Annotated in this window: 13 protein-coding genes and 1 pseudogene; 1 reads left to right on the forward strand and 13 read right to left on the reverse strand. The window is 70.6% G+C overall.

The features are described 5' to 3' along the window. Positions 1 to 294: 294 nt before the first annotated feature. The 9 genes and pseudogenes from ACOBQU_RS09765 to ACOBQU_RS09805 form a co-directional block, all read right to left on the reverse strand. Entirely contained in the window at positions 295 to 978 is a 684-nt protein-coding gene (locus tag ACOBQU_RS09765; RefSeq protein ID WP_423625836.1) for a response regulator, read from the reverse strand. A 74-nt stretch (positions 979 to 1,052) separates the two neighbouring features. Beyond that, entirely contained in the window at positions 1,053 to 3,599 is a 2,547-nt protein-coding gene (locus tag ACOBQU_RS09770) for an ATP-binding protein (RefSeq protein ID WP_423625837.1), read from the reverse strand. Positions 3,600 to 4,034: 435 nt separating this feature from the next. After that, entirely contained in the window at positions 4,035 to 4,757 is a 723-nt protein-coding gene (locus tag ACOBQU_RS09775) for a potassium-transporting ATPase subunit C (RefSeq protein WP_423625838.1), read from the reverse strand. A gap of 6 nt (positions 4,758 to 4,763) precedes the next feature. Beyond that, positions 4,764 to 6,905, reverse strand: coding sequence for a potassium-transporting ATPase subunit KdpB (kdpB, locus tag ACOBQU_RS09780; protein ID WP_423625840.1), 2,142 nt, complete (start codon positions 6,903 to 6,905; stop codon positions 4,764 to 4,766). Then, positions 6,902 to 8,565: pseudogene (kdpA, locus tag ACOBQU_RS09785) on the reverse strand (potassium-transporting ATPase subunit KdpA). The gene kdpB and the pseudogene kdpA overlap by 4 nt, the downstream one beginning before the upstream one ends. 8 nt (positions 8,566 to 8,573) lie before the next feature. Then, positions 8,574 to 8,663 (reverse strand): K(+)-transporting ATPase subunit F, encoded by a 90-nt coding sequence (gene kdpF / locus ACOBQU_RS09790; protein WP_033264828.1) that lies wholly within the window; start codon positions 8,661 to 8,663, stop codon positions 8,574 to 8,576. Between the two features lie 448 nt (positions 8,664 to 9,111). Continuing rightward, on the reverse strand, positions 9,112 to 9,867 hold the full coding sequence (locus ACOBQU_RS09795) for a DUF3710 domain-containing protein (protein WP_423625841.1): 756 nt from the start codon (positions 9,865 to 9,867) through the stop codon (positions 9,112 to 9,114). Between the two features lies 1 nt (position 9,868). After that, positions 9,869 to 10,399, reverse strand: a complete 531-nt coding sequence (dut, locus tag ACOBQU_RS09800; RefSeq protein WP_423625843.1) for a dUTP diphosphatase — start codon at positions 10,397 to 10,399, stop codon at positions 9,869 to 9,871. Beyond that, positions 10,396 to 10,980: a PaaI family thioesterase gene (locus tag ACOBQU_RS09805; RefSeq protein ID WP_423625845.1), complete on the reverse strand. Its 585-nt coding sequence runs from the start codon at positions 10,978 to 10,980 to the stop codon at positions 10,396 to 10,398. The genes dut and ACOBQU_RS09805 overlap by 4 nt, the downstream gene beginning before the upstream one ends. A gap of 58 nt (positions 10,981 to 11,038) precedes the next feature. Between ACOBQU_RS09805 and ACOBQU_RS09810 the strand changes: the two genes are divergently transcribed. After that, complete coding sequence (locus ACOBQU_RS09810; protein ID WP_423625847.1) at positions 11,039 to 11,485, forward strand: DUF3093 domain-containing protein; 447 nt, start codon at positions 11,039 to 11,041, stop codon at positions 11,483 to 11,485. A 52-nt stretch (positions 11,486 to 11,537) separates the two neighbouring features. Here the strand turns inward: ACOBQU_RS09810 and ACOBQU_RS09815 are convergent, their stop codons facing one another. From ACOBQU_RS09815 to ACOBQU_RS09830, 4 genes are all read right to left on the reverse strand, one after another. Beyond that, positions 11,538 to 12,602 (reverse strand): hypothetical protein, encoded by a 1,065-nt coding sequence (locus tag ACOBQU_RS09815; RefSeq protein ID WP_423625849.1) that lies wholly within the window; start codon positions 12,600 to 12,602, stop codon positions 11,538 to 11,540. A 13-nt stretch (positions 12,603 to 12,615) separates the two neighbouring features. Continuing rightward, a complete protein-coding gene (locus ACOBQU_RS09820) occupies positions 12,616 to 12,912 on the reverse strand; it encodes a DUF4193 domain-containing protein (RefSeq protein WP_003993510.1) in 297 nt (98 codons plus the stop codon). Positions 12,913 to 13,305: 393 nt separating this feature from the next. Continuing rightward, the gene (locus ACOBQU_RS09825; RefSeq protein WP_423625851.1) at positions 13,306 to 14,553 is read right to left on the reverse strand and encodes a sensor histidine kinase; all 1,248 of its coding nucleotides are present in this window, start codon (positions 14,551 to 14,553) and stop codon (positions 13,306 to 13,308) included. A gap of 5 nt (positions 14,554 to 14,558) precedes the next feature. Beyond that, positions 14,559 to 15,212 carry a response regulator transcription factor gene (locus ACOBQU_RS09830; protein ID WP_138962241.1) on the reverse strand — a complete coding sequence of 218 codons (654 nt, stop codon included), beginning with the start codon at positions 15,210 to 15,212 and terminating at the stop codon, positions 14,559 to 14,561. Positions 15,213 to 15,290 lie beyond the last annotated feature (78 nt).

Here is a 15,290-nt window from a genome sequence, read left to right on the forward strand (position 1 = left end):
TCGCCGCGCTCCCGGGCGGGGGCGCCCCGCACCGCCCATCGGCGCTTCGCGCCTCGTCCTCAAGCGCCGGACGGGCTGGAGCCTGCGGTACTCGCCGTCGTCGGCTTTCCGTGATCCGCCGCTTCGCGGCGGATGTTCCCCGCCCACCCGCCCCCTGGAGGGGGCGGGTGGGCGGGGCATAAGCCCGTCCGGCGTTTGAGGACGAGGCCGAAGGCCGATCAACGGGGGTGCCAGGGGGCGGAGCCCCATGGTTTCGGTGAAGGGGCGGGATTGGGGGCCACCCGGCAGGGTCCCCTACCGCTCGAAGCGGTACCCCATCCCCGGCTCCGTGATGAAGTGCCGCGGATGCGCCGGATCCGCCTCAAGCTTGCGCCGCAGCTGCGCCATGTACACCCGCAGATAGTTGGTCTCCGTCCCGTAGGACGGCCCCCACACCTCCTGAAGCAGCTGCTTCTGGCTGACCAGCCGCCCCGCGTTGCGCACCAGCACCTCCAGGAGGTGCCACTCGGTGGGCGTGAGGCGCACGTCCCGCCCGCCCCGGTTCACCTTCTTCGCGGCGAGGTCCACCGTGAAGTCGTCCGTCTCGATCGTCACGTCGTCCTCACCGGCCCCGGTGGGCTCGGCGCGCCGCACCGCCGCCCGCAGCCGGGCGAGCAGCTCGTCCATGCCGAAGGGCTTGGTGACGTAGTCGTCGGCGCCCGCGTCGAGGGCCTCGACCTTCTCGTCCGAGCTGTGCCGGGCCGAGAGGACCAGGATCGGCACGCGCGTCCACCCGCGCAGGCCCTTGATGACCTCCACGCCGTCCATGTCGGGCAGACCGAGGTCGAGCACGATCACATCGGGGTGGCGGGCGGCGGCGAGCTGGAGGGCGGTGGCGCCGTCCGGGGCCGCGTCCACCTCGTACTTGCGTGCCTTCAGGTTGATCACGAGGGCGCGTACGATCTGCGGCTCGTCGTCGACCACGAGCACCCGGGTCATTCCTACCTGCCTTTCGGGCTTGTCAGCGCCGCTCGCGCGGCGGTCGGTGCCACGTGCGCGGCTGGCGGTGGCGGTCACGAGGTCATCTGGGCGGACAGGTCGGGCACCACGGGCGGCCGCCCGGCCGCCACCTTCAGCGTGAGCACCATGGTCAGGCCGCCGCCGGGGGTGTCCTCGGCGTTGAGCGTGCCTCCCATGGACTCCACGAAGCCGCGGGCGACCGCCAGGCCGAGGCCGACACCACTACCACGTGGAGCGTCACCGTAGCGTTGGAACGGCTCGAAGATGCGGTCCTTGGCCTCATCCGGGACGCCTGGCCCCCGGTCGACCACGCGCAGCTCCACACGGTCAGCCAGGGAGCTGGCCGCGACGAGCACGGGGGCGTCCTCGGGCGCGTACTTGACGGCGTTCTCCACGATGTTGGCGACGGCCCGCTCCAGGAGCCCCTTATCGACGGCGACCATCGGCAGGTCCTCGGGGATGTCGAGGTCGACGCTGCCGTCGGGCACGCCGCCGAGCGCCATCGGGACCACCTCGTCGAGGTCGATCTCGCGGACCAGCGGGGCGACGGTGCCGGTCTGGAGGCGGGACATGTCCAGAAGGTTGCCGACGAGGTGGTCGAGCCGGTCGGCGCCCGCCTCGATGCCTTCGAGCAGCTCGGCCTGGTCCTCCTCCGACCACTCCACGTCCTCGGAGCGCAGCGAGGACACGGCGGCCTTGATCCCCGCGAGCGGGGTGCGCAGGTCGTGGCTGACGGCGGCGAGCAGCGCGGTGCGGATGCGGTTGCCCTCGGCGAGCGCCCGCGCCTCGGCGGCCTGCGACTTCAGGCGCTCGCGGTCGAGGACCACGGCGGCCTGCGCGGCGAACGCGGCGAGCACCCGCCGGTCCTCGGCGGGCAGCACCCGGCCGGACAGGGCGAGCGCCATGTGGTCACCGACGGGGACGTCCACGTCGGCGTCCTCGGGGCGCAGCACGTGCGCGCGGGTGCCGACGCTGCCCGCGCAGGTCCAGGGCGCCACGTCGCCCTCCCGCTCCAAGAGCGCCACGGCCTCCATGGCGAAGGTCTCGCGGACGGTCTCCAGAAGGGACTCCAGGCTGTTCTCGCCGCGCAGGACGCTGCCCGCGAGATGGGACAGTATCTCCGACTCGGCGCGCAGCCGGGCGGCCTGGTGGGTGCGGCGGGCCGCCAAGTCGACCACGGACGCCACGGACACCGCGACGGACACGAAGACGGCGATCGCGACGATGTTCTTGTTGTCGGAGATCGTCCACAGGTGCAGCGGCGGCGTGAAGTAGTAGTTGAGCAGCAGCGAACCGGCCGCCGCGGACGCCAGCGCCGGGAGCATGCCGCCGAGCAGCGCCGCCGCGACCGTGAGGGTCAGGAACAGCAGCATGTCGTTGGCGAGGCCGAGGTCGACGTCGATGTGCGTGAGCAGCAGCGTGAGCAGCGCGGGGCCGACGACGCCGACCAGCCAGCTCCAGATGAGCCGGGAGCGGCCGAGGCGCGCCCCGCGCGCGACGGGCAGGCCGCGGCCCTTGGCGACCTCGCTGTGGGTGACGATGTGGACGTCCAGGTCGGGCCCCGAGTCGCGGGCGACGGTCGCGCCGACGCCCGGCCCGAACATGTACTGCCAGGTCTTGCGGCGCGAGGAGCCGAGGACGATCTGGGTGGCGTTGACCCCGCGGGCGAACTCCAGCAGGGCCGAGGGGATGTCGTCGCCGATGACGTGGTGGAACGTTCCTCCCAGGTCCTCCACGAGGGTGCGCTGGACGGCCAGCTCCTTGGGGGAGGCGGAGGTCAGGCCGTCGCTGCGGGCGATGTAGACGGCGAGGATCTCGCTGCCGGAACCTTTCGCCGCCATGCGGGCGGCGCGCCGGATCAGGGTGCGGCCCTCGGGGCCGCCGGTGAGGCCGACGACGATGCGCTCGCGGGCCTGCCAGGTGGTGCGGATGTTGTGCTCGCCGCGGTACTGCTGGAGGTACTCGTCGACGCGGTCCGCGACCCACAGCAGGGCCAGCTCGCGCAGGGCGGTGAGGTTGCCCGGGCGGAAGTAGTTGGACAGGGCCGCGTCGACCTTGTCGGCCTTGTAGATGTTGCCGTGCGCCATGCGGCGGCGCAGCGCCTGGGGCGACATGTCGACCAGCTCGATCTGGTCCGCGCGCCGCACGATCTCGTCCGGGACGGTCTCGCGCTGCCGGACGCCCGTGATCGACTCGACGACGTCGCCCAGGGACTCCAGGTGCTGGATGTTGACGGTGGATATGACGTCGATGCCCGCTTCGAGCAGTTCCTCGATGTCCTGCCAGCGCTTGGCGTTGCGCGAGCCGGGCACATTGGTGTGCGCCAGTTCGTCGACGAGCGCGACGGCGGGGGCGCGGCGCAGCACCGCGTCGACGTCCATCTCGGTGAAGACCGCCCCGCGGTACTCCAGGTCCTTGCGGTCGACCTGCTCCAGGCCGTGCAGCATCACTTCGGTGCGCGGGCGGTTGTGGTGCTCCACGAAGGCCACCACGCAGTCGGTGCCGCGCTCGATACGGCGGTGCGCCTCGGACAGCATCGCGTAGGTCTTGCCCACGCCCGGTGCCGCACCGAGGTAGATCCGAAGCTTGCCGCGTGCCATGGCCTCATTGTCTTCCTGAAACTGCTGTGTACGCAGCGTCGACCTTACGTCCAACAATTACGACAAAAGGGATGAGGGTGACCTTCTGGGGGGTCCTTGACGTAACCCTGATGCTCTGCGACGCCTCTGCGATGCCTCTGATGGCCCCCGGTGCCCGCGCGGGCGCCGGGGGACGCCGTACGCTCTGCCGAGGACGTGCGGTTTTCGGTCGTTCCCGGCCCGCGGACGGGGCGCCCGGAGGTGCCGGGGCTCCTGGGCACCCGGGTTCCTGTGCCCCTCGCACCCGGGTTCCTGTGCCCCTCGGCACCCGGGCTCCTGGCAGAACGGCGAGAAGGCCCGTGGGCCCCGGGGTCAACCGGGGCCCACGAACCTTCGTACGTACGTACCTGCGGGCGCGCCCGTGGGAGTGCCCGCGAGGGCGTCAGCCGGGGGGTGTCAGCCCTTCTCGGCGACCAGGTGCTTCAGCGCGATGTTGAGCTTCAGCACGTTCACCCGGGGCTCGCCGATGAAGCCGAGGGTGCGGCCGTCGGTGTGGTCGTCGACGAGCTTCTCGACGTCCTTGACGTCTAGGCCGTTCTTCTCGGCGACGCGGTGCGCCTGGAGGTCGGCGTACTCCGGCGAGATGTGCGGGTCGAGGCCCGAGCCCGAGGACGTCACGGCCTCCGCCGGGATGTCCGAGGGCTTGACCTTGAAGTCGGCCGTCGAGTTGTCCTTGATGACGGCGTCCCTCGCGGCCTTCACCTGGGCGCACAGCCCGTCCTCGGCCTGGGGGTCGCAGACCTCGTTGCCGTCCTTGTCCTTCACGGCCCCGGAGTCGCCCGCGAGGTTGGTGGCGCCGGACAGGAGCAGCTTGTACTGGGTGTTCACGCTGTTGGTGCCGAGCCCGTTGGAGGGCCGGGGCTGGAACCACTTCAGGTCCGGGTCCGGGGTCTCCTGGCCCTTCTTCAGGGGCAGGTCGTAGCGCTGGCCGATGAGTTCGGAGCCGACGACCTTGCCGCCGTCCTTGATCTCGGAGCCGTTGGCCTTGTCGTTGAAGAGGGCCTGGGCGACGCCGGTGACGGCGAGCGGGTAGATCACGCCGCAGACCACGGTCAGGACGAGCACGGCGCGCAGGCCCGCGCCCAGCAACCGGGCGGTGTTTCCCACGGAGTTATTCATGCCAAGTCACCCAATGCCAGGGATCAGAGAGATGAGCAGGTCGATGAGCTTGATGCCGATGAACGGCGCGACCAGGCCGCCGAGGCCGTAGATCCCGAGGTTGCGCCGCAGCATCCGGTCGGCGCTCATCGGCCGGTACTGCACGCCCTTGAGGGCCAGCGGCACCAGGGCCACGATGATCAGCGCGTTGAAGATGACGGCCGACAGGATCGCGGACTTGGGGCTGGACAGGTCCATGACGTTGAGCTTGTCCAGGCCCGGGTAGACCACCGCGAACATCGCCGGGATGATCGCGAAGTACTTCGCGACGTCGTTGGCGATCGAGAACGTCGTCAACGCGCCCCGGGTGATCAGCAGTTGCTTGCCGATCTCGACGATCTCGATCAGCTTGGTCGGGTTGGAGTCGAGGTCCACCATGTTCCCGGCCTCTTTCGCGGCCGAGGTGCCGGTGTTCATGGCCACGCCGACGTCGGCCTGCGCGAGCGCCGGGGCGTCGTTGGTGCCGTCGCCCGTCATCGCGACGAGCTTGCCACCGGCCTGCTCGCGCTTGATGAGCGCCATCTTGTCCTCGGGGGTGGCCTCGGCGAGGAAGTCGTCCACGCCCGCCTCGTCGGCGATCGCCTTGGCCGTCAGCGGGTTGTCCCCCGTGATCATGACGGTCTTGATGCCCATGCGGCGCAGTTCGTCGAACCGCTCCCGCATGCCCTCCTTGACGACGTCCTTGAGGTGGATGACGCCGAGGACGCGGGCGCCGTCGGTGTCCTCGATCGCCACGAGCAGCGGCGTGCCGCCCGCCTGCGAGATCCTGTCGGTCAGCTCCTGGGCCTCGTCGGAGACGGTGCCGCCGCGCTCCTTGACCCAGGCGACGACCGAACCGGTCGCGCCCTTGCGGACCTTGCGCCCGTCGACGTCCACGCCCGACATGCGGGTCTGGGCGGTGAAGGCGATCCACTCGGCGTCCACCAGCTCGCCCTGGTGGCGCTCGCGCAGCCCGTACTTCTCCTTCGCGAGTACGACGATGGAGCGGCCCTCGGGCGTCTCGTCGGCCAGCGAGGACAGCTGGGCGGCGTCGGCCACCTCGGCCTCGGTGGTGCCGCGCACCGGCACGAACTCGGCGGCCTGGCGGTTGCCGAGCGTGATGGTGCCGGTCTTGTCGAGCAGCAGCGTGGAGACGTCACCGGCGGCCTCGACCGCGCGGCCCGACATCGCGAGGACATTGCGCTGGACCAGGCGGTCCATGCCCGCGATGCCGATGGCGGAGAGCAGCGCGCCGATGGTCGTCGGGATGAGGCAGACCAGCAGGGCGCAGAGCACGATCATGGACTGCTCGGCACCGGCGTACACCGCGAACGGCTGGAGTGTGACGACCGCGAGCAGGAAGACGATGGTCAGCGAGGCGAGCAGGATGTTCAGCGCGATCTCGTTGGGCGTCTTCTGCCGGGCCGCGCCCTCGACCAGGTTGATCATCCGGTCGATGAAGGTCTCGCCGGGCTTCGTCGTGATCTTGATGACGACGCGGTCGGAGAGGACCTTGGTGCCGCCGGTGACCGCGGACCGGTCGCCGCCGGACTCGCGGATGACGGGCGCCGACTCGCCGGTGATCGCCGACTCGTCGACGCTGGCGACGCCCTCGACGACGTCGCCGTCGCCGGGGATGACGTCACCGGCCTCGCAGACGACCAGGTCACCGATCTTCAGGGCGGTGCCGGGCACCTGCTCCTCGGTCGTGCCGTCGGCGGCCAGGCGCCGGGCGACCGTGTCCGTCTTGGCCTTGCGCAGGGTGTCGGCCTGGGCCTTGCCGCGGCCCTCGGCGACCGCCTCCGCGAGGTTCGCGAAGACCGTGGTCAGCCACAGCCACGCGGTGATCGCCCAGCCGAACCAGTCGCCCGGGTCCTTGACGGCGAGCACGGTGGTGAGCACCGAGCCGATCAGGACCACGAACATCACGGGCGACTTGACCATCACCCGCGGGTCGAGCTTCCGCAGGGCGTCCGGGAAGGACTTCAGCAGCTGCGCCGGATCGAAGAGGCCTCCGCCGACCTTGCCGTCCTCCGGCTTGTGGCCGGTCGGCACGTCCTGGTGCGGCGCGCGCGTGGGGGTAGCGGTGGTCATGGAGCCGGGCTCCTCTTGCTTGGTGTGGGTGGTCATGACGCGAGGCCCTCGGCGAGCGGCCCGAGCGCGAGCGCCGGGAAGTAGGTCAGACCGGTGATGATCATGATGGTGCCGACCAGCAGGCCGGTGAACAGCGGCTTCTCCGTGCGGAGGGTGCCCGCCGTGGCCGGGACCGGCTTCTGCTCGGCGAGCGAACCGGCGAGCGCGAGGACGAACACCATCGGCAGGAAGCGGCCGAGGAGCATCGCGAGGCCGATGGTGGTGTTGAACCACTGCGTGTCCGCGGTCAGACCGGCGAAGGCCGAGCCGTTGTTGTTGGCGCCGGACGTGAAGGCGTACAGGACCTCGGAGAACCCGTGCGCGCCGCCGTTGAGCATGGAGTTCTTCGGCGTGTCCATCGCCATCGAGGCGCCGGTGAAGCCGAGGACCAGGGCGGGCGTGACCAGGATGTAGCAGGCCGCGAGCTTGATCTCCCGGGTGCCGATCTTCTTGCCCAGGTACTCGGGCGTACGGCCGACCATCAGGCCCGCGATGAAGACCGCGATGATCGCCATGATGAGCATGCCGTAGAGGCCGGAGCCGACGCCGCCGGGCGCGATCTCGCCGAGCTGCATGCCGAGCATGGTGATGCCGCCGCCGAAGCCGGTGTACGAGGAGTGGAAGGAGTTCACGGCGCCGGTCGAGGTGAGCGTGGTGGTCGTGGCGAAGAGCGACGAGCCGCCGATGCCGAAGCGGGTCTCCTTGCCCTCCATCGCGCCGCCCGCGAGGTCGAACGCCGGGCCGCCGTGGTGGAACTCGGTCCACATCATCAGGGCGGTGAAGCCGATCCAGATCGTCGCCATCGTGGCGAGGATCGCGTAGCCCTGCCTGACCGAGCCGACCATCGTGCCGAAGGTCCGGGTCAGGGCGAACGGAATGACCAGGATGAGGAAGATCTCGAAGAGATTGGAGATCGGATTCGGATTCTCGAACGGGTGCGCGGAGTTGGCGTTGAAGTATCCGCCGCCGTTCGTGCCCAGTTCCTTGATGACTTCCTGCGAGGCGACCGCGCCGCCGTTCCACTCCTGCTTTCCGCCCAGGAACTGGCCGACCTCGTGAATGCCGGAGAAGTTCTGGATGGCGCCGCAGGCGACCAGGACGAGCGCGCCGATCACGGAAATCGGGAGGAGAACGCGGACCACACCGCGCACCAGATCGGCCCAGAAGTTGCCGAGTTCCCCGTGCGCGAACGCGCGAATCCCCGTACGAGCGCGACGGCGACGGCGATGCCGACGGCCGCGGACACGAAGTTCTGCACCGCGAGACCGCCGGTCTGCACGACGTGGCCCATGGCCTGCTCGCCGGAGTACGACTGCCAGTTGGTGTTGGCGACGAAGGAGGCGGCGGTGTTGAAGGCCTGGTCGGGGTCGATCGCCTTGAAGCCGAGCGAGCCCGGCAGGGAGCCCTGGATCCGCTGGAGCAGATACAGGAACAGCAGGCTGGCCGCGGAGAACGCCAGGACGCCGCGGAGGTAGGCGGGCCAGCGCATCTGGGTGCCGGGGTTGGCGCCGATGCCCTTGTAGATCCACTTCTCGACGCGCAGGTGCTTGTCGGAGGAGTAGACGGCGGCCATGTAGTCGCCGAGGGGACGGTAGGCGAGGGCCAGCGCGGCGATGAGCGCCAGCAGTTGGAGCACACCAGCGAGGACGGGACTCATATGAGGACTCAGAACCTCTCCGGGAACACGAGGGCGAGGACGAGATAGCCCAGCAGGGCGACGGCCACGACGAGGCCGACGATGTTTTCGGCGGTCACAGCTTCGCCACCCCCTTGGCGACGAGGGCCACCAGCGCGAAGACCGCAATCGTGGTGACGACGAAGGCCACGTCGGCCATCGTGTGCTCCTAGATGAGATTCGGAATTGCTGACGAGTTGAGGAAACCGCGTCGGTGGCGGGTTTCGATCGCCGTTGACGTCTCCCATACGGGCAGGGGCGTCGCGTTGACGAATCTCTTACGGCTTCTGCGCGGACCAGCGAAAACGCCGATGGGCCGCACCCCCGTAAGGGGATGCGGCCCATCGGCGCGCCGTATTTGTGGCCTCTGTGACGGCTGTGGCGTTCCCGTGGCCGTGGTCCGCCGAGCCCGGCGGCGGCCTGATTGAAGCGGTCACTCCGCTTGGGTGGGCGCCCTGTGTTCGCGCCTGTCTCCGCCAGGCCGGGTGCGGGCGCCGCCGCCCGCGGCGGCGGGCGGCGGATCGCGGGTCAGCGCACCTCGGTGATCTCCGGGCCGCGCGCGAGCTGGCCCATGCCACCGGAGAACCGCGAGGTCTCCTGGTCCTCCTGCTGGACGCCCTCCGGCACCATCTGCGCGTCGTTCGGCAGCTTGAGGACGATCGGGTCGCGCGGGGCCATCGGGCCGTCGCCGCGGACCACGACCGTGTCCCGGAAGATCTGCTCGAGCAGCCCGGCGGCCTGGGGCTGCACCGCGCCCTGCCCGGAGATCACCCCGCGCAGGAACCAGCGCGGACCGTCCACGCCGACGAACCGGACCACCTGGAAGCCGCTCGTGCCGTCCGGCAGCTGCACCGGCACCTGCGCCCGCAGCTCCCAGCCGAGCGGGCCCTCGACCTCGTCGATGACACCGCCCTGCTGGGTGATCCCGGAGGCGATCTCCTCGCGGACCTCGCCCCAGATGCCCTCCCGCTTGGGCGCGGCGAAGGCCTGGAGCTGGATGGCGCTGTCCTGGAGGACGACGGTGGCCGCGACGATCGCGTCACCGGCGACCTCCACGCGCAGCTCCATGCCCTCGACGCCCGGCACGAACAGACCGCCCAGGTCGACCCGGCCCTCGCCGGGCTCCCGGACCTCGGAGACGTCCCAGGGCCCGTCGGGCCGCGGCTCCGGCTCAAGGCGCACGCGCTGCGGCGTCACGTCTTCGCTCTCGGCGCTGTCGACGACCTGCTCGGCCTCGCCCGCCGCGTCCCCGGCGGCACCACTCTTCTTGCGACGTCCGAACACGTCACTGTCCTTCCCGGTCGGATACGACCGACGCGTATCGATTCCCACCCGTTGGTTCACCCGAGCTGACGCCCACGGCGGCATGGCCGCCGGTGGATCCGAATCCCCCCTCGGCCCGCGCCGAGCCGGGAAGCTCCGCCACCTCCTGGAAGCGCACCTTCTCGACCTGCTGGACGACCAGTTGGGCGATCCGGTCGAAGCGCTCGAACCGCACACTCTCGCGCGGGTCGAGATTCACCACGATCACCTTGATCTCCCCACGGTACCCGGCATCAATCGTCCCCGGGGCATTCACCATGGCGACACCGCAGCGGGCGGCGAGGCCGGACCGCGGGTGCACGAAGGCCGCGTACCCCTCGGGCAGGGCGATGGAAACCCCGGTCGGCAGCACCACCCGCTCCCCCGGGGCGAGTTCGTACGCCTCGGTGGTGCGCAGATCGGCTCCGGCGTCGCCGGGCATGGCGTACGTCGGCAGCGGTACGTCCGGGTCGACGCGCCGGATGAGCACGTTCACAGGGGCACGGTCGGTCACGGGTTCACCTCGAAGGCGCGGGCACGGCGGATCTGGTCCGGGTCGTTCATGGCCGCCTGGATCTCCTGGGGGCGGCCGTTGTCGATGAAGTGGTCCACCTTCACCTCGATGAAGAGGGCGTCGGCGCGCACGGCGACGGGTCCGTCGGGGCCGCCGATCCGCCCGGTGGCCGTCGAGTAGATCTTCCGCCCGGCGACGGCGGTGACCTCCGCCTCCAGGTGCAGCACGGTGCCCACCGGCACCGGCCGCACGAAGTCGGTCTCCAGGCGTCCGGTCACGGCGATCACCCGCAGCAGCCAGTTCAGGGAGCCGAGGGTCTCGTCGAGCGCGGTGGCGAGCACCCCGCCGTGCGCGAGGCCGGGGGCCCCCTGGTGCTCCTCGCGGACCGTGAACTCGGCGGTGATCGCCACGCCGTCCCCGGCGCGCGCCTGGAGGTGCAGCCCGTGGGCCTGCCCCTCGCCGCATCCGAAGCAGTGCGCGTAGTGCGCGCCGATGAGTTCGCCGGGCACGGGCGCCTCAGGGTGGCGGACGGGCGCTATCGCGTCGGCCGGAGGCGTCAGGGCTGCTGATGTACCACTCACAGGCGCAGACCTTACCTCCGCGTCAGCGCCGGTCGCGCACCATGCCAAGCTTGGGTTCATGCAGCCTTACGAAGAACGCCTGACCGCGCCCCGTTCGTGGTGGCTCGTCTCGGTCCTCGTCGGCATCGCCGTGGGCCTGACGCTGCTGCCCTTCGGCACCCTGCCGCTGCTCGGCGGCCTGGTCGGCGGCACGGCGCTCGCGGCGGTGCTCACCAGTTCGTACGGCTCGGTGCGGATCCGGGTGGTGGCGGACTCCCTGGTGGCGGGCGACGCGCGGATCCCGGTGGCGGCGCTCGGGGTGCCGGAGCCCCTGGACGAGGCGGAGGCCCGCGCCTGGCGCACGCACAAGGCGGACCCGCGCGCGTTCATGGTCCTGCGCAGCTACATCCCGACGGCCCTGCGCGTGGAAGTGACGGATCCGGAGGACCCGACGCCGTACGTGTACGTGTCGACGAGGAACCCGGAGCGTCTGGCGGCGGCGCTGGAGTCCGTGCGGACGGCTTAGCCGGGGCCCCGGGGGGCGGGCCGCAGGGCGTGACGGGGGCGTCGCGGGGGTGTCAGCTCTTCGGCTCGGCGGAGCCGGGGCCGAGCCGTCTGGAGGCGGAGCCGCGCTCTTTGGAACCGGGGCCGGTGAGCGGCGGCAGCCCTTCCAGCGCGCTCCAGGGCACCTGGGTGCGGCGCAGGTCGGCCCGCACGCGCTCCGCGAGCTTCTTGGTGTCCCGCCGGTTCATGAAGGCGCCGACGGCGGCGCCGACCATGAAGGGCATCAGGTTCGGCAGGTTCCGCACCATCCGCTTCATGATCTGCTGGCGCAGCTCGCGCTTCATCTGCCCGCCGAGCGCGGCATTGATCGACATCGGCTTGGCGACGTCGATCCCGCGCTCCTCGGTCCAGGAGTGCAGGTACGCGGTGCTGCGCTCCTTCAGGGTGCCGGGCGGACGGCGTCCGTACACCTCGTGCAGCTCGGCGATGAGCTTCAGCTCGATCGCGGCGACGCCGGTGATCTCGGCGGCGAGCTCGGCGGGCATGGCGGGCGGCACCGGCAGCATGGCCGCCGCGCCGACTCCGGCGCCCACCGTGGAGGACGCGTTGGCCGCGCCCGCGATGAGTTTGTCCGCCAGCTCCTCGGGGCCGAGGCCCGGGAACTGCTTGCGGAGGGTGGCCAGGTCCCGGACGGGGACCCGCGGGGCGTTCTCGATGATGCGGTCGGCGAGGTAGCCGATGCCCGCCTTGGCGCCGCGGCCACCGCGGCGCACCCCGTTCTTCAGGCCGCTGGCGACGGTGGCGAGGCGGCGGCCCCTGGTCGTGGGTCCCGCTTCGTACGCCGTCGAGCCGTCGTCCGTCGTGGCGCCTTCGGGGGGCGCCACGGCGGCGCGCTGCGACCGCTCCACGGCGGTTCCGTGCACCAGGGCCGGAACCGCTTCGTACGCCGCTTCAGCGGCGTCCTGGGCCTTCGAGGGGCCCGTGCCGTTCTGGATGCCGTTCGAGGGGTCCTGGGGCGCGTCGGCGGGCTTGAGCGAGGCCGTGGGGCCTCGCTCACCGTCCGTCGCGCCGTCGGGCACCGCTGCGTCCGCTCCGTCGTCGCCGAAGCGGTTCTTCCAAGGCGGGGTCGAGCCAGTCACGGCCGACCCTGCCTCAGTCGCAGTCGCGGCAGATCGGCTGGCCGTTCTTCTCGCGGGCCAGCTGGCTGCGGTGGTGCACCAGGAAGCAGCTCATGCACGTGAATTCGTCCTGCTGCTTGGGGAGCACGCGCACGGCGAGCTCCTCGTTGGACAGGTCCGCGCCGGGCAGCTCCAGGCCTTCCGCGGCCTCGAACTCGTCGACGTCGACGGCCGAGGCGGACTTGTCGTTCCGCCGGGCCTTCAGCTCTTCAAGGCTGTCCGAGTCGACGTCGTCGTCGGTCTTGCGTGGGGTGTCGTAGTCCGTTGCCATGTCGCTCTCCCCCTCTGGGTGTCTGCGGTGTCTCAGCGCACGTAACGCGTGAGAGGCCGGACTTGTGCCCGACCTGAGGCGGAGATTTTGCCTCACATCAAGGTCTGTTACTCAATCGACACCCAACCGCACCCCTGAAGAGGTGATCGGTTTGGATGGCGATCGGGACCGTACACGGTCCGAATGTCGCACTTCACGGGCGCCACCCCGTGTACTTCCCGTGATCAAGACCCCCGAAAACCCGGATTTTCCCGGCTTTCCGACGACTTTCGCGGTCACGGAGAGTAGATGGCCGAAAATTCGCTCCTGTGATCGATCACACACGAAATCTCCGGGAACAGATCCCGAAAATTCCGCGCAAAGCGAACATCCTGCCGTGTCGGCGGAAGCATGTCAGATCGGCAGGGTGACTCGCATCACGAGCCCACCCCCCTCGCGCGGCTCCGCGATGATACGGCCCCCGTGGGCACGCGCCACCGACCGGGCGATGGACAGGCCGAGACCCACTCCCTTGTCGCTTCCGGTCCGCTCCGTGCGGAGCCTGCGGAAGGGCTCGAAGAGGTTGTCGATCTCGTACGCGGGCACCACCGGGCCCGTATTGGTCACCACCAGGACCGCCTGGCCGTGCTGGGACTCCGTGGTCACCTCGACCCAGCCCTGTTCCTTGACGTTGTAGCGAACGGCGTTCTGGACCAGGTTCAGGGCGATGCGCTCCAGCAGGACGCCGTTGCCCTGGACGACCGCGAGGCCGCGCTCGCCGCGGATCTCCACGCCCTTCTCCTCGGCCTCGGCCCGCGCCTGGTCCACGGCGCGGTTGGCCACCTCGGCCAGGTCCACGGGCTTGCGCTCGACGATCTGGTTGTCGCTGCGGGCGAGCAGCAGCAGGCCCTCCACGAGCTGCTCGCTGCGCTCGTTCGTGGCGAGCAGGGTCTTGCCGAGCTGCTGGAGCTCCGGCGGCGCGTGCGGATCGGAGAGCTGCACTTCGAGCAGGGTGCGGTTGATCGCCAGCGGCGTACGCAGCTCGTGCGAGGCGTTCGCGACGAACCGCTGCTGGGCCGTGAAGGCGCGCTCCAGGCGGTCCAGCATCTCGTCGAAGGTGTCGGAGAGCTCCTTCAACTCGTCGTCGGGGCCGTCCAGTTCGATGCGGCGCGTCAGGTCCGTGCCCGCCACGCGGCGCGCGGTGCGCGTGATGCGGCCGAGCGGGGACAGGACGCGGCCCGCCATCGCGTAACCGAAGGCGAAGGCGATCACGGCGAGGCCGAGAAGGGCGAGCAGCGAGCGGCTCAGCAGGTTGTCCAGGGCGACCTGGCGCTGGTGGTCCGTGCACGCGCTGATCGCGGAGTTGAACTCGGAGAGCGTCAGGTTGCCCGAAGCGGCCTGCGGACAGTTGTCGCTGGTCACCTTGATCTCGCGGCCGCCGACGATCTTGAACAGGGGCTCGTTGCCCGTGTTCAGCGCCTGCGCGGCCAGGAGGTAGATGATCGACAGCAGCAGGATGCCCGCGATCAGGAACATCCCGCCGTACAGCAGGGTGAGCCTTATGCGGATCGTGGGGCGCAGCCACGGGAAGGGCGGCTCGACCTTCCTGGGGTCCCAGGTCGGCTTCGGGGGCGCCGCGGGCGGCGCCGGGGTCGCGGCCACCGGCGTCAGATCCGGTAGCCGGAGCCCGGCACGGTCACGATGACGGCGGGCTCACCGAGCTTGCGGCGCAGGGTCATGACCGTGACCCGGACGACGTTGGTGAACGGGTCCGTGTTCTCGTCCCAGGCCTTCTCCAGGAGCTGCTCGGCGGAGACCACCGCGCCCTCGCTGCGCATCAGCACTTCGAGGACGGCGAACTCCTTGGGCGCGAGCTGGATCTCGCGGCCCTCGCGGAACACCTCGCGGCGGTTCGGGTCGAGCTTGATTCCGGCGCGCTCCAGGACGGGCGGCAGCGGCACGCTGGTGCGCCGCCCCAGGGCCCGCACCCGGGCCGTCAGCTCGCTGAACGCGAACGGCTTGGGCAGGTAGTCGTCGGCGCCGATCTCCAGGCCCTCGACGCGGTCGCTGACGTCGCCGGACGCCGTGAGCATCAGCACGCGCGTGGGCATGCCCAGCTCGACGATCTTGCGGCAGACGTCGTCGCCGTGGACCACCGGCAGGTCGCGGTCCAGGACGACCACGTCGTAGTCGTTCACTCCGATGCGCTCCAGGGCGGCCGCGCCGTCGTACACGACGTCGACGGCCATGGCCTCCCGGCGCAGTCCGGTGGCCACCGCATCGGCGAGCAGCTGCTCGTCCTCGACGACGAGTACACGCACGTCGCTGTCCTTCCTCCGCGCACCCGCGCACGGTCGTGGCGGGGCAGGTCTCTCGCATGGGGTTGAGCATGGGGTTCG

This window comes from Streptomyces sp. G45, from assembly GCF_049542095.1.
In the GTDB taxonomy this organism is placed as follows: Bacteria; Actinomycetota; Actinomycetes; order Streptomycetales; family Streptomycetaceae; genus Streptomyces.

What these genes read in the sequence shown, in the direction of transcription:
- ACOBQU_RS09765 (WP_423625836.1), bottom strand. Translation starts at nt 978, where the DNA reads ATGACCCGGGTGCTCGTGGTCGACGACGAGCCGCAGATCGTACGCGCC.
- ACOBQU_RS09770 (WP_423625837.1), bottom strand. Translation starts at nt 3,599, where the DNA reads ATGGCACGCGGCAAGCTTCGGATCTACCTCGGTGCGGCACCGGGCGTG.
- ACOBQU_RS09775 (WP_423625838.1), bottom strand. Translation starts at nt 4,757, where the DNA reads ATGAATAACTCCGTGGGAAACACCGCCCGGTTGCTGGGCGCGGGCCTG.
- kdpB (WP_423625840.1), bottom strand. Translation starts at nt 6,905, where the DNA reads ATGACCACCCACACCAAGCAAGAGGAGCCCGGCTCCATGACCACCGCT.
- ACOBQU_RS09810 (WP_423625847.1), top strand. Translation starts at nt 11,039, where the DNA reads ATGCAGCCTTACGAAGAACGCCTGACCGCGCCCCGTTCGTGGTGGCTC.
- ACOBQU_RS09820 (WP_003993510.1), bottom strand. Translation starts at nt 12,912, where the DNA reads ATGGCAACGGACTACGACACCCCACGCAAGACCGACGACGACGTCGAC.